General features: G+C 68.4%; 12 protein-coding genes. 7 read left to right on the plus strand and 5 right to left on the minus strand.

Annotated elements, in window-relative coordinates; translation table 11 throughout:
* The first annotated feature begins 21 nt into the window (after positions 1-21).
* Positions 22-312: a DUF6959 family protein gene (locus AC5P9C_RS03270; protein ID WP_014037513.1), complete on the plus strand. Its 291-nt coding sequence runs from the start codon at positions 22-24 to the stop codon at positions 310-312.
* A gap of 86 nt (positions 313-398) precedes the next feature.
* On the opposite strand, the gene AC5P9C_RS03275 is transcribed toward AC5P9C_RS03270, so the two are convergent.
* Positions 399-1,226 (minus strand): class I SAM-dependent methyltransferase, encoded by an 828-nt coding sequence (locus tag AC5P9C_RS03275; protein WP_343543041.1) that lies wholly within the window; start codon positions 1,224-1,226, stop codon positions 399-401.
* A 63-nt stretch (positions 1,227-1,289) separates the two neighbouring features.
* Here AC5P9C_RS03275 and AC5P9C_RS03280 point away from each other — a divergent pair, with 63 nt between their 5' ends.
* Positions 1,290-1,694 carry a MerR family transcriptional regulator gene (locus AC5P9C_RS03280; RefSeq protein WP_182067477.1) on the plus strand — a complete coding sequence of 135 codons (405 nt, stop codon included), beginning with the start codon at positions 1,290-1,292 and terminating at the stop codon, positions 1,692-1,694.
* A gap of 1 nt (position 1,695) precedes the next feature.
* Here AC5P9C_RS03280 and AC5P9C_RS03285 read toward each other — a convergent pair whose 3' ends face one another.
* The 3 genes from AC5P9C_RS03285 to AC5P9C_RS03295 form a co-directional block, all read right to left on the minus strand.
* Positions 1,696-2,412: an MgtC/SapB family protein gene (locus AC5P9C_RS03285; protein ID WP_049464505.1), complete on the minus strand. Its 717-nt coding sequence runs from the start codon at positions 2,410-2,412 to the stop codon at positions 1,696-1,698.
* A gap of 115 nt (positions 2,413-2,527) precedes the next feature.
* Positions 2,528-4,300, minus strand: coding sequence for a chloride channel protein (locus AC5P9C_RS03290; protein WP_053463223.1), 1,773 nt, complete (start codon positions 4,298-4,300; stop codon positions 2,528-2,530).
* 62 nt (positions 4,301-4,362) lie between these two features.
* The gene (locus AC5P9C_RS03295) at positions 4,363-6,444 is read right to left on the minus strand and encodes a TonB-dependent receptor family protein (protein WP_343541786.1); all 2,082 of its coding nucleotides are present in this window, start codon (positions 6,442-6,444) and stop codon (positions 4,363-4,365) included.
* A gap of 131 nt (positions 6,445-6,575) precedes the next feature.
* Here AC5P9C_RS03295 and AC5P9C_RS03300 point away from each other — a divergent pair, with 131 nt between their 5' ends.
* Positions 6,576-7,496 (plus strand): M14 family metallopeptidase, encoded by a 921-nt coding sequence (locus tag AC5P9C_RS03300; RefSeq protein WP_049464510.1) that lies wholly within the window; start codon positions 6,576-6,578, stop codon positions 7,494-7,496.
* 410 nt (positions 7,497-7,906) lie between these two features.
* On the opposite strand, the gene AC5P9C_RS03305 is transcribed toward AC5P9C_RS03300, so the two are convergent.
* A complete protein-coding gene (locus tag AC5P9C_RS03305; RefSeq protein WP_343541790.1) occupies positions 7,907-8,758 on the minus strand; it encodes a LysR family transcriptional regulator in 852 nt (283 codons plus the stop codon).
* A 159-nt stretch (positions 8,759-8,917) separates the two neighbouring features.
* Here AC5P9C_RS03305 and AC5P9C_RS03310 point away from each other — a divergent pair, with 159 nt between their 5' ends.
* From AC5P9C_RS03310 to betT, 4 genes are all read left to right on the plus strand, one after another.
* Positions 8,918-9,271, plus strand: a complete 354-nt coding sequence (locus tag AC5P9C_RS03310; RefSeq protein WP_130767966.1) for an SMR family transporter — start codon at positions 8,918-8,920, stop codon at positions 9,269-9,271.
* Positions 9,271-9,594: a DMT family transporter gene (locus tag AC5P9C_RS03315; RefSeq protein WP_053462985.1), complete on the plus strand. Its 324-nt coding sequence runs from the start codon at positions 9,271-9,273 to the stop codon at positions 9,592-9,594. Before AC5P9C_RS03310 ends, AC5P9C_RS03315 begins: the two co-directional genes overlap by 1 nt.
* A gap of 110 nt (positions 9,595-9,704) precedes the next feature.
* Complete coding sequence (locus AC5P9C_RS03320; protein ID WP_343541796.1) at positions 9,705-10,085, plus strand: VOC family protein; 381 nt, start codon at positions 9,705-9,707, stop codon at positions 10,083-10,085.
* A gap of 193 nt (positions 10,086-10,278) precedes the next feature.
* Positions 10,279-12,258: a choline BCCT transporter BetT gene (betT, locus tag AC5P9C_RS03325; protein ID WP_057493251.1), complete on the plus strand. Its 1,980-nt coding sequence runs from the start codon at positions 10,279-10,281 to the stop codon at positions 12,256-12,258.
* Positions 12,259-12,321 lie beyond the last annotated feature (63 nt).

The following is a 12,321-nucleotide window of genomic DNA, read 5'->3' on the forward strand; positions in this document are numbered from 1 at the left end:
GGTCTGCAAACGGTGCACGTGATGAATGCCCAATTCCTGCCCCTCTCCATGAAGACGGAAGCCACTCTCAGCGTGTACGGGCAGCTCGGCAACCACGCCGTGGTGCGCATCCCCGGGCGGCGACTGCCAGGCCTGATCCTGCAGGCCGATACGGTGGCCGGTTTCCTGGCCCAGCTGCAGGAAGCGCAGGCGTGCCTGCGCAGCGGCCGGGCCCAGCGCACCGATGCCGAGCTGGACATGCTGATCGACGTGCTGCAGCAGTGGTACGCGCTGATCGAATCGCGCCTGGCCGACGCCGGCGAGGCACTCTAGAAGAAAAAGGGGACGGAGGGGATTAAGTCGTTCTTGCCCCGGCTGTGCCGGAAACGACTTAATCCCCTCCGTCCCCTTTTCCTGTATCAGGCGCGGGCGCGTACCTGCCAGCATGCGGCGTCCACGCGCACGCGGTCGCCCTCGATGAACGGTGCGAATGCTGCCAGCGCCCTGGACAGCAGCGGATGGGCGCGTTCGTCCGGCAACGTCCGCAATGCCATGCCCAATGGGCCCAGTTGGCCGACATAGGTGGGCAGGTCGTCGCGGGCAAGAGAGCAGGGCAGGTCCACGGCGGTCACCTCCACATCGTTCCAGCCGGCCGCCTGCAGCAGGCGCTGCACGCGTTCGCCATCGGCGAAGGCGAACTGTCCCGGCGCGCCGGGCACGCGGGGTGGCAGATCCAGCGCATCGCCGATGGCGCGCTCGGCGGTGGTCATGAACGGGTTCTCCTCGGCACTGCGCCAGGCAATGAAGTGCAGGCCGGCGCGGGGTCGTGCCGCGCGGCGCAGGTTGGCGAAGGCTGCCTCGGTATTGTCGAAGAACATCACCCCCAGCCGCGACTGGATCCAGTCGAAGTGCGCGGAAGGCAGCGGATGCCGCTGTGCATCGGCAAGGATGAAGTCAGCCGCCCGTCCGGCGGCCTCGGCGCGTTGGCGGGCCAGCGCCAGCATCGGCGCGGAAATGTCCAGCCCCGTGCAGTGCGCCGCCGGGCGCGCTGCCGCTGCGGCCAGCAGGCTGGCGCCGGTGCCGCAGCCGATGTCCAGCAGTTGCGTGACGGCCTGCGGCAGTTCGGCGGCCAGCAGGTCGGCCATCGGCTGGAACAGGCCATCGAGGATGGCCTGCTGTTCGACCCATATCTGGCCGCCGGGACCGTTCCACAGGGTGTTCTGATCAACAGGGGATGTACTGGCCATGGCCTTGCCTCGCCGGGAAATTGGCCCTAGGTTGGCGCTTGAAGGTGACTTGAGGTCAAGCCCATGCGTGAACTGGATATCGGCGAGGTGGTCAAGCGCAGCGGCGTGCCGGCCTCGACCCTGCGCTACTACGAACAGCTGGGGCTGTTGCAGGCGCTGGGCCGCCGCGGCCTGCGCCGGCAGTACGACGCGCAGGTGCTGGAACAGCTGGCGCTGATCGGCCTGGGCCAGGCGGCCGGGCTGTCGTTGCAGCAGATCGGTGCATCACTGCCGTCGCCGCAGGGATGCATCTCACTCGACCGCGAGGCACTGCTGGCACAGGCCGAGGTGCTGCAGCGGCAGATCACCCGGTTGCAGCGGGTGCGCCGGCACCTGCAGCGCGCGGCGGCCTGCCCGCAGGCGGAGGATGCCCGCAAGTGCGGTTCGTTCCGGAAACTGTTGCGCGCGCAGCAGCGGATGGGCGGTTGAATCAATCGCGGGTACTGACTTCCCAGGTGGCATGCAGCACGCCCGGCACGTGCTCCATCCGCGCCAGGACCAGGTCCAGCTCGTCGGCGCTGACCGCCGTACTGACCAGCACTGCGATCACGTCGGTGGGCGCGTCGGCATGCTCGACCAGCTGTACGTCGCCCACCGGATACTGCGCCGCCTCCAGCGCGTCGACCAGGCGCTCGCGCACCCGCGGCACCGCTTCGGCGTCTACGCTCAGGCGCACCTCGTAGGTGGCCTCGGTCGCCGCCTCGTTGATCGGGATGCGGTTGATCGCATTGACCAGGGGCCGAAGCAGGGTGTTGCCGGCGATGATCAGCACGGTCAGCAGCACGCCCTCGGCCAGCATGTCCGCGCCGGTGCAGCTGCCAACGGCCGCCGAGCACCACAGGGTGGCGGCCGTGTTCAGGCCGCGCACGTTCATGCCTTCCTTCATGATCACGCCGGCACCCAGGAAGCCAACGCCGGAAACCACGTAGGAGATCACCCGTACCGCCTCGGCGCTGCCGGCGATGCGCATGCCGAGGTCGACGAAGGCGGCGGCGCCGACCGCGACCAGCACATTGGTGCGCAGGCCAGCCGTGCGCTGCCGGTACTGGCGCTCGGCGCCGATCAGGGTGCCCAGCACGAAGGCGGCCAGCAGGCTGACGACGGTGTCGGCGAAGGGGCCCGCCTGGAAGGTCTCGATGAAGCGCATGGCCGGAGTCTATCGCGTCGAAGTGACAGTGGCTCAACGCCATGCGTGGATATCCGGGATGTCGATCGCCAAGGTGCCGGAAACGACTTAATCCCCTCCGTCCCCTTTTTGCGGGTCAGTCGGTGTCCTCGACGCGCTCGCCCATCAGTTCGCGCTGGCGCTTGTCCAGCTCCTCGGCGTAGCGCTTGCGCACGAAAGCTTCGGAGACGACGCCCAGTACCTGGCCGTCGGCGGCGACCACGGCCAGTTCGTCGGCCTGGGTCTGGTCGAAGCGCTGCATCACGCTCACGACGTCCGCGGCCGGCGACAGCGACACCTCCCGGTTCTCGGCCAGCTCGCCGATCGCGGTTTCCGGCTTCACGCCATCGCCGTAGACGCGCGGGATCTGCACGATGCCAGCGTAGTGGCCCTCGCTGTCGATCAGGACCACGCGGCTGCCTGAGCCCAGCGGGAAGCGCTGGCGGAACGCGGCGGCGTCGAGATCGGCCGGAGCGGTGGCCACGCCCTTGCGCATCAGCCGGCCGGCGCTGAGGTTCTGCACCCACCCCACGTCGCGGGCGCTCTTGATGGTCTCTCCGCGCAGGTGCATGCGCCAGGTCGAGAACGAATAGCCGAACCACTGCCGGACCAGTGTGCTGGACACCAGCACCGCGCTCATCACCACGCTGGTCAGCAGGAAGTCGTGGGTGCCTTCCAGTACCAGCATGGCCATGGTCATCGGCGCACCGACCACGGCCGCCGCCAGCGCGGCCATGCCGGCGAGCGCGGCGGAGGTGGCGTCGATCACCGGCACGCCGGTGGCCAGCGCCAGCAGGCCGGCGAACAGCGCGCCGACCAGGGTGCCCATGAACAGCGAGGCGAAGAACAGGCCGCCACGGAAGCCGAAGCCCAGCGAGATGCCCGAGGCCAGGCATTTCAGGGCCAGCAACCCGCCGATCCAGATCAGCGGCAGCTGCGTGGTCAAGTCCAGGTGCAGCGCGCCATGGCCGGACGACAGCACCTGCGGGCTGGCCAGGGCCAGCGGGATCAGCAGCAGGCCGCCGACCACCGGCCGTCCCCACAGCGGCAGCGGGCTGCGCTTGACCGTGCCTTCGATCGAGGCGATCAAGCGCATCACCAGGATGCCGACCATTGCACAACAGCAGCCGAGCAGGCCGTAGATGGCATAGTCGGCGGCGCGGACATCAATCGTCGAAGCGGCTGGCAGCAGGTAGGCCTCGATGCCCGCCTGGTCGGCCACGAACGCACCGGCCAGTGCGGCAACCGCCACCGGCGCCAGTGCGGCCGGGGTGTAGGCGCCGATGACGATCTCGAAGGCGTAGAACGCACCGGCCAAGGGGGCACCGAAGGCGGCGGCGATCGCACCGGCGGCCCCGGCGCCGACCAGGATGCGCACATCGTTGCGGCGCAGGCGCATCACCCGGCCCAGCTGCGAGCCGCTGCCGGCGCCCATCTGCGTATACGACGCCTCCAGCCCGACCGAGGCGCCACAGCCGTTGGAGAGCAGGGTCTGGGTCAGCACGATCAGGTTGTCGCGCATCGACATGCGGCCGCCATGCAGGGCATTGGCTTCCACCGCGTCGAGCAGCGGGCGCTTGAGCCGTGCCGCCGCCAGGCTGACCAGGCCGACCAGCAGGCCACCCAGTGGCAGCACCAGCAGCGCGGTCCAGGTCAGCGCGGGCAGGGAGCTCAGGCGCATGCCGTCGTCCAGCCCGTACAGGGTGCCCTGCAGCCAGCGCGCAATGCCGGACTGCAGCAGGGTCAGGTAGCCGGCGATCAGTCCGACCACCAGGGCCAGCGCGATGAACCACAGGTCGCTGCCGCGCAGCCGCAGCCGCAGGCCCTGGAAGGCCAGGTGCAGGCGCGATGGCGAAACAGGCAGCGACATGGTGGCGGCATCATACGCCGCCACCGTGATCGCCACCGTCACTGCATCGGGCGGTTACCGCGTCAGAAGCGGTAGCGGCCCTGCACGTAGAAGGTGCGCGGCGCGGCCACCATGCGGCCGGCGTTGCCATCGACGTTGCGGGTGTACCAGCGCGTGTCGGCCAAGTTGTTCACGCCCAGTGCGATCTCGCTGTCGCCCAGGCCCGGTACCTGCCAGGCCACCTGCGCGTTCCACAGGCGCACGCCCGGCACGCGGCCCACGCGCGCATCGGCGCTTTCGTCCCAGGTGTTGGCCGCATCGGAGAACTGGCCGCTCTGGTGGGTGCTGGAGACATTGAAGGTCCATCCGGCCAGCGCATAGCGGGCGCCGACACTGTCGGTGTCGCGCGCGTAGAACGGCACGTCCAGGCCACGGTTGTCACCGGACTGCTGGATCGCCTGGGTCCAGGTGTAGTTGGCGTACAGCTCCAGCCCGGCCAGCGCACTGTCCTCGGCGAAGTGGTACTCCAGCGCGCTTTCCACGCCCTTGTGGTCGGTGGCGCCGATGTTCTGGAAGGTCGGTGGGGTGATGCCCGGCACCTGCAGGATCTGGTTGTCGAAGCGCATCTTGAACACGGTCACCTCCGCGCGCAGTGCGCCGTCCTGCCAGCGCGCACCCAGCTCGGCGGTCTTTGCCACTTCCGGGTTCAGCGGATTGCGGGCGGTCTGCGAGTTGAGCTGGATGTTCTGCACCGGCCCGAACGAGGTGGTGTAGTTGCCGAACAAGGTCAGCTGCGGGGTCAGCAGGTAGGCGATGCTGAGCGAGGGCAGGGCCTTGTCGTTGCGGCTGCTGAAGGTGGCGCCGCCGCCGGCCTGGCGACGGTCCATGTCGATCCATTCCATGCGCACGCCCGGGGTGATCCGCCACGGGCCGATCGCGATGCGGTCGTCGATGTAGAACGCATGGGCATCGGTGGCGTTGTCGAAGCGGGTGGTGGCACTGGCCACGCCGGTGCGGCGGGTGACGGTGTAGCTGCGGTCGTTGCCACGTTCGCGCAGGAAGCGGTAGCCGGCGGTGATGTCGTGCACGCTGGCACCGCAGTGCAGGCGCTGGGTGTAGCGCGGCTCGATGCCGAGCACGCGGTAGTCACGCGGCTGCACGGTCAGCTGGGTGTTGGCGGCGTTGATCAACGAGCTGGCGCGGCTGCTTTCGTTGTAATAGGCCAGCACCTCGAACTCGCTGTTGGCCGACAGCGTGTTGGTGTAGCCCAGGTCGATGCCGGTGCGGTGGCCCTTCCAGAAATCGGTGGGGCGGGTGTTCTGGAACGGGTCGGCCTCGTACTGCGCACGGGTCAGGCCGCCCGGGGTCAGTGAACGCACGTCGTAGTAGGAGAGCTTGGCGCGCAGCTCCTGCTGTTCGTCGATCGCGTAAGCGAACTTCAGTGCGAGGTCGTTGAAGCGGTCATCGCTGCCCTGGCGCCAGCCACGCCCATCCTGGCCGGAGTACAGCAGGGCCGCACCCAGGCCGTTGTCACCGGTGCCGCCGAGGAAGATGTTGTACTGGGTGCTGTCACCGCCGCCATGGTCATGGGCGGTGTAGCGCGCGCCGGCTTCGCCGTGCAGGCCCGCGTCGGTCGGAATGGCGCGGGTGCTGAAGTTGATGATGCCGCCCACGTTCTGCGGGCCGTAACGCACCGCGCCGCCGCCACGCACCACGTCGATCGAGTCGATGTTGGACAGGCTGGTCGGTGCGAACGACAGCTGTGGTTGGCCATAGGGCGCCACCGCCAGCGGTACGCCATCCAGCAGCACGGTCGAGCGCGGCGAGTAGCGCCCGGTCAGGCCGCGCACGCCGATGTTCAGCGACACCGAACTGCCGGCCGTGCCGGAGTTGTCGGTGACCTGCACGCCGGGGATGCGTCGCATGGCGTCGCCGATGCTGGCCGCGCCGCTGGCCTCGATGCGCTGGCGGTCGACCACCGTGCGTGCGCCAGCGAAGCGCTTGACGCTGTCGTGCAGGCCGGTGCCCAGCCAGCTGCCGGAAACCTGGATGCTGTCCAGCGTGGTGGCGCTGTCCTGCGCGAAGGCGGCAGCAGCCGGGAACAGGCACAGGGCGAGGGCGGCGGCCAGCGGCAGGCGGGCCGGTTGCAGGGCGTGGAAGGGCATCGGTTCGGGCTGCGGAAGGTCGTAAATGAGAATTATTGCCGATTCCGTTGTGCAAGGGAATGCGCTGCCGGGTCATGCCGATGCCCCGGTGGTAAAGTGCGCGACTGCTTTCCTGACCGCCGAGATCTGCCATGTCCCAAGCCGCCTTCTACCCCGTTGGAACCCCTGGCCAGCCGTGGGGCGCAGCGGAACGGGAGGCGTGGCGGAGCCGCCAGCAGCGCCTGCGTCGCTATGACGACGAGGTGCTGCCGCGCATCGACGCGCTGGCCTCGCGCTTCGACAAGGTGGCCTACGGCCAGCTCGACTACGCTGGCGAGACCTATACGTTGTTCGCCCTGCGCAGCCGCGACTGGAACCCGGCGCTGCCGGCCGCCCTGGTCACCGGTGGCGTGCACGGCTATGAGACCAGTGGCGTGATGGGCGCGCTGGAGTTCCTCGAAAAGCACGCTGCCGACTATGCCGGGAAGGCCAACCTGCTGGTGGCGCCGTGCGTGAATCCGTGGGGCTTTGAGCGCATCAACCGCTGGAACTTCGATGCGATCGACCCGAACCGCAACTTCCGTACCGATGGCCCTGCGCGTGAATCAACTGCGGTCATCGACCTGATCGCGCCGTACAAGGGCCAGTTCGTGCTGCACATCGACCTGCACGAGACCACCGACAGCGACGAGAGCGAGTTCCGCCCGGCGCTGGCCGCCCGTGACGGCAAGCCGTTCGAGCCGGGCCTGATCCCCGATGGCTTCTACCTGGTGGATGACAGCGAGAACCCGCAGCCGGCCTTCCAGCAGACGGTCATCGCCGCCGTGGAGAAGGTCACCCATATCGCCCCGGCCGATGACAAAGGCGAGATCATCGGTTCGCCGGTGATCGCCCACGGCGTGATCGAGTATCCGCTGGTGAAGCTCGGACTGTGCGCGGGCATCACCGGTGCGAAGTTCACCACCACCACCGAGGTCTACCCGGACAGCCCACGGGCGACCCCGCAGCAGTGCAACGACGCACAGGTGGCGGCGGTGTGCGCGGCGCTGGATTACGCGCTCGCCCATCGTTGACCGGGATTGCCGGCCAGCGGCCGGCACTACCTCACCCCAATGCGTCGGCCCACCATAGGGCGGCCGGTCCCGGCGGTGTGCGCGGCGGTGGGTTACGCGCTCGCCCATCGCTGACCGGGATTGCCGGCCAGCGGCCGGCACTACCTCACCCCAATGCGTCGGCCCGCCATAGGGCGGCCGGTCCCGGCGGTGTGCGCGGCGGTGGGTCACGCGATCACCCATCTTTGGCCGGAATTGCCGGCCAGCGGCCGGCACTACCTCACCCCAATGCGTCGGCCCACCCTGGGGCGGCCGGTTCCGGCGGCGTGTCGCGGCGCTGGATGATGCGCTCGCCCATCGTTGACCGGTAGTGCCGGGCGCTGGCCGGCAACCACGCGAGACCGGATTGCCGGCCAGCGGCCGGCACTACCTCACCCCAATGCGTCGGCCCACCATAGGGCAGCCGGTCCCGGCGGGGTGTCGCGGCGCCACAGCAGGTCGCTGTGGATGCGCCGCGGCCAGCCGGGCAGCACCATTTCCACCAGGCGCCCGCGGTCATAGCGCTGCACCAGCGCCCGCGGCAGTTCGGCCCAGCCGATGCCGTCCTCGGCCATCTCCATCACCATCAGGTAGTCGGTGGCGGTCCAGGCCAGGCCGGTGACCACGCGGGAAGGATCGACTTCCGCGCTCAGGCGCACCTGCCGATGCCGTGCCAGTTGTGCGGCGGCGCGACGCCCGGCGCTGGCCAGCGGATGGTCGCGCGCCACGTACACCGACAGTTCGCTGTGGTGGGCCAGCGGTCGCGCCACCAGTCCATCGGGATAGCGCTCCTGCCTGGGCAGCAGGCCCAGCCCGGCGCGACCACTGCCGACCAGTTCCAGCACGTCCTCCCCCTCGGCATCCAGCCATTCCAGTTCGATCTCCGGGAACGCCTCGGCGAAGCGCTGCAGGATCCGCTGCTCTGGATCGAGCTGGTAGACATCGGAAAACACCACGGTCAGGCGCGACTCGACCGGTGCGGCCAGGCGCACGCTCAACTGCTGCAGGCGCGCATCGGCAGCCAGGATTTCCTGCGCATGACCCAGCACCTGGCGGCCGGCTTCGGTCAGCTGCGGGTAGCGCCCGCTGCGGTCGAACAGGCTCACGCCCAGGTCGGCCTCCAGGTGGGCAATGGCGGTGCTGACCGTGGACTGGGTCTTGTGCAGCCGTCGCGCTGCAGCCGAGAACGAGCCCAGCGCGGCGGCTTCCACGAAGGCCTGCAGGGATTCTGGGGAGTAGGGCATTGATCCATCGCTCCAGTCGATGGAATCCATTTTGATACCACCGTAAAAGACGATGATACTGATCTCCATCAGCGGTGTCTGCACCGCGCTCGAGATCATCCACGCACGGCGTGGATCTACTGAAGGCGGTGCGCGATGCCGCCCCGCAAGGAGTTTCACATGTCCCGTACCGTTCCCGCCCGTGGCGCACTGGTCGCCTGGGCCTGCCTGACCGTGGCGATCGTCGCCGAGGTGGTCGGCACCTCGTTCATGGCCCACGCCGCCCGCGATGGCGGCTGGGCCGGTTATCTGATCATGGCCGGCGCGCTGGCGCTGTCCTATTTCTTCCTGGCGCAGTCGGTGCGCCGCATCGCGGTGGGCGTGGCGTACGCGGTGTGGGAAGGCCTCGGCCTGACCCTGCTGACCGTGGTCGGCCTCACCGTCTTCGGCGAGAGCCTGTCGCTGCAGCAGCTGGCCGGCCTGGTGCTGGCGGTGGTCGGCATCGTCTGCGTCACCCTTGGGGAGGCGCACTGATGAATACCCTGGCCCTGTTTTTCGTGATCTGTTCGGCGCTGATCGACGTCGCCGCCAACATGATGGTGGCCAAGTCGGAGGGCTTCCGCCGCTGGCGCTGGGGCGTCGCCGCGATCGTCCTGGTCTGGATCGCCTTCGCCCTGCTCGGCCAGGCCGTGCGCTACATGGACCTCGCCACTGCGTACGCGCTGTGGGGCGCGATCGGCGTGATCGGTACGGCCAGCTGCGGTCGCCTGTTGTTCGGCAACCGTCTGCGCCCGATCGGCTGGGTTGGCATCGCCTTGGTCACCGCGGCGGTGCTGCTGCTCAGCACCGCCAAGTAGCACCGGGTCCTTTCGCGCGTGGCGGCTCGCGGCATGGCGGCACCGGTGCGGGCGATTTGCGAAGTCACCTGCGCTCATCGACACTGCGGTTTTCCACATGGAGTGCCCGCATGTTCAGCCACATCACCGTCGGAACCAACGACATGGATGCCGCGCGCCGCTTCTACGACGCCCTGTTCGCCGCGATGGGGGCACGCCCGGGCGTGTTCGACGAGAAGGGCCGGCTGCTGTACTTCAAGGATGGGCGGATGTTCGGCGTGACCGCGCCGATCGACGGGCAACCGGCGTGCCGTGCCAACGGTGGCACCATCGGCTTCAGCCTTGGCAGTGCCGACGCCGTGCGTGGTTGGCAGGATGCGGGCGTGGTCCACGGCGGCACCGCCATTGAAGACCCGGCGGGCGTCCGCACCATGGCCGGTCGCCAGCTGTTCCTGGCCTACCTGCGCGATCCGGATGGCAACAAGCTGTGTGCAGTGCACGCCCTGTCGTGATGGGATGGCGCGCGCGGTCCGGGTCTGTTCCGGCGCGTGCGGTCAAACCCGAAACAGGCGTGCCGGCGCGCGCGTGGTAGCACGGAAATGCGGGGCTGGCTGATGCAGGCAGGCCGCGACTTCATGCGCCGTCCACTGCGGTTCAGCCAGAATTGGTCGGCTAACCCTTTGATCTACCGGAGAACGCCGCCCCATGGATGCACTGGAGCCGCAACAATCCCCGGTGCGCACCCTTCGGCCTGTGTTCGCCTTCGCGGCGATCGTTGTCGTGGCGTTCGCGCTGTTTGTCAGCCTGTATCCGCTCGGTGCGGGCCGCCTGCTGCTGCAGGCCCAGGACTGGGCCGCCCTGAATGTCGGCTGGTACTACCTGCTCGCGATGACCCTGTACCTGGTGTTTGTGGTCGGCGTGGCGCTGTCCAAGTACGGTGGCATCAAGCTCGGCGCCGACCATGACGAGCCGGAGTTCAGCTATCTCTCGTGGGCCGGCATGCTGTTCGCCGCTGGCATCAGCATCACCCTGTTCTTCTTCTGCGTATCCGAACCGCTGACCCATTACCTGCAGCCGCCGCAGGGCGACCCGGCGGCGGGCGAGGCCGGCGCGCGCCAGGCCATGCAGCTGCTGTTCCTGCACTGGGGCCTGCACGGCTGGGGCGTGTTCGCGCTTGCAGCAATGGCGATGGCCTACTTCGCCTACCGCCACAACCTGCCGCTGGCACTGCGCTCAGCGCTCTATCCGCTGATCGGCAAGCGCATCAACGGCCCGATCGGCTACACCGTGGACGCGCTGGGCATCGTCGCCACCGTGTTCGGCATCGGCGCCGACATGGGCTTCGGCGTGCTGCATCTCAATGCGGGCCTGTCACACCTGTTCAACATCCCGCACTCCAACCTGGTGCAGATCATCCTGGTGGTCAGCATGATGGGCGCGGCGGTGGCCGTGGCGGTATCAGGCGTGGAGAAGGGCGTGCGCTGGATGGCCAACATCAACATGCTGCTGGCGATCGCGCTGGTGCTGTTCATGCTGTGCGCCGGGCCTACCCAGTACCTGCTGAGTACGCTGATGCAGAACCTGGGCGACTATCTGGGCAGCGTGGTCGGCAAGAGCTTCGACGTGTACGCCTACGGTGGCCGGCCGGAATGGCTGGGCGGCTGGACAGTGTTCTACTGGGCCTGGTGGATCGGCTGGGCGCCGTTCGTGGGCCTGTTCATCGCGCGCATCTCGCGTGGCCGCACCATCCGCGAATTCGTGTTCGGCGTGCTGCTCATCCCGCTGGGCTTCACCCTGGCCTGGCTGTCGATCTTCGGCAACAGCGCGCTGGACCAAGTCCTGCACCACGGCCAGCAGCAGCTGGCACAGCTGGCGGTGGATGATCCGCCGACGGTGCTGTATGCACTGCTGGACAGCTACCCGTGGAGCCGCACGGTGATCGCGGTGACGGTGCTGGTCAGCTTCATCTTCTTCGTGACCTCGGCCGACTCGGGGGCGGTGGTGTTGTCCACGCTGTCCTCGCACGGCGGTGCACCGGAGGACGATGGCCCGCGTTGGCTGCGCGTGTTCTGGGGCACGGTGATCGCCGTGCTGACCGCCGGGCTGCTGCTGGCCGGCAGCATCGACGCGCTCAAATCCGCGGTGGTACTGGCGTCGCTGCCGTTCTCGGCGGTGCTGCTGCTGATGATGTGGGGCCTGACCCGCGCCTTCAGTGATGAATCGCACCGCAAGCGCGCGCTGCAGTACCGGCCCTCGCCGCTGATCGGCGACGACCGCCACCACCAGGGCTGGCGCCAGCGCCTGAGCCAGGCCATGCATTTCCCGGTGCGCGACCAGGTATACCGCTTCATGGACGACACGGTGAAGCCGGCGATGGAGGCGGTGGCCGAACAGCTGCGCGGGCAGGGCTGGGACGTGGCCACCCGCTTCGAGGCCGGCGACATGGAGCTGACGGTGAACCACGGCGAGCAGCAGGATTTCCTGTACCGGGTGATCCTGAGCGGCTACCTGACCCCGTCGTTCGCCGCCCAGCAGCTGCGCAACCAGCGCTACTACCGCGCTGAAGTGCACCTGTTCGAAGGCAGCCAGGACTATGACCTGGTCGGCTACAGCCGCAAGCAGATCATCAACGACATCATCAGCCAGTACGAACGGCACCTGCAGTTCCTGCACCTGAGCCGGTGATGCAGGAACGCCTGGATGGGTAGAGTCGACTGTTAGTCGACTGCTCCTGCTTGCGGACATCGA

Source organism: Stenotrophomonas sp. YJH_SMC_10 (assembly GCF_059371555.1).

Excerpts from the sequence above, each read along its gene's own strand:
- AC5P9C_RS03270 (WP_014037513.1), top strand. The coding sequence starts at position 22 with ATGAATGCCCAATTCCTGCCCCTCTCCATGAAGACGGAAGCCACTCTC.
- AC5P9C_RS03275 (WP_343543041.1), bottom strand. The coding sequence starts at position 1,226 with ATGGCCAGTACATCCCCTGTTGATCAGAACACCCTGTGGAACGGTCCC.
- AC5P9C_RS03280 (WP_182067477.1), top strand. The coding sequence starts at position 1,290 with ATGCGTGAACTGGATATCGGCGAGGTGGTCAAGCGCAGCGGCGTGCCG.
- AC5P9C_RS03285 (WP_049464505.1), bottom strand. The coding sequence starts at position 2,412 with ATGCGCTTCATCGAGACCTTCCAGGCGGGCCCCTTCGCCGACACCGTC.
- AC5P9C_RS03290 (WP_053463223.1), bottom strand. The coding sequence starts at position 4,300 with ATGTCGCTGCCTGTTTCGCCATCGCGCCTGCACCTGGCCTTCCAGGGC.
- AC5P9C_RS03295 (WP_343541786.1), bottom strand. The coding sequence starts at position 6,444 with ATGCCCTTCCACGCCCTGCAACCGGCCCGCCTGCCGCTGGCCGCCGCC.
- AC5P9C_RS03300 (WP_049464510.1), top strand. The coding sequence starts at position 6,576 with ATGTCCCAAGCCGCCTTCTACCCCGTTGGAACCCCTGGCCAGCCGTGG.
- AC5P9C_RS03305 (WP_343541790.1), bottom strand. The coding sequence starts at position 8,758 with ATGCCCTACTCCCCAGAATCCCTGCAGGCCTTCGTGGAAGCCGCCGCG.
- AC5P9C_RS03310 (WP_130767966.1), top strand. The coding sequence starts at position 8,918 with ATGTCCCGTACCGTTCCCGCCCGTGGCGCACTGGTCGCCTGGGCCTGC.
- AC5P9C_RS03315 (WP_053462985.1), top strand. The coding sequence starts at position 9,271 with ATGAATACCCTGGCCCTGTTTTTCGTGATCTGTTCGGCGCTGATCGAC.
- AC5P9C_RS03320 (WP_343541796.1), top strand. The coding sequence starts at position 9,705 with ATGTTCAGCCACATCACCGTCGGAACCAACGACATGGATGCCGCGCGC.
- betT (WP_057493251.1), top strand. The coding sequence starts at position 10,279 with ATGGATGCACTGGAGCCGCAACAATCCCCGGTGCGCACCCTTCGGCCT.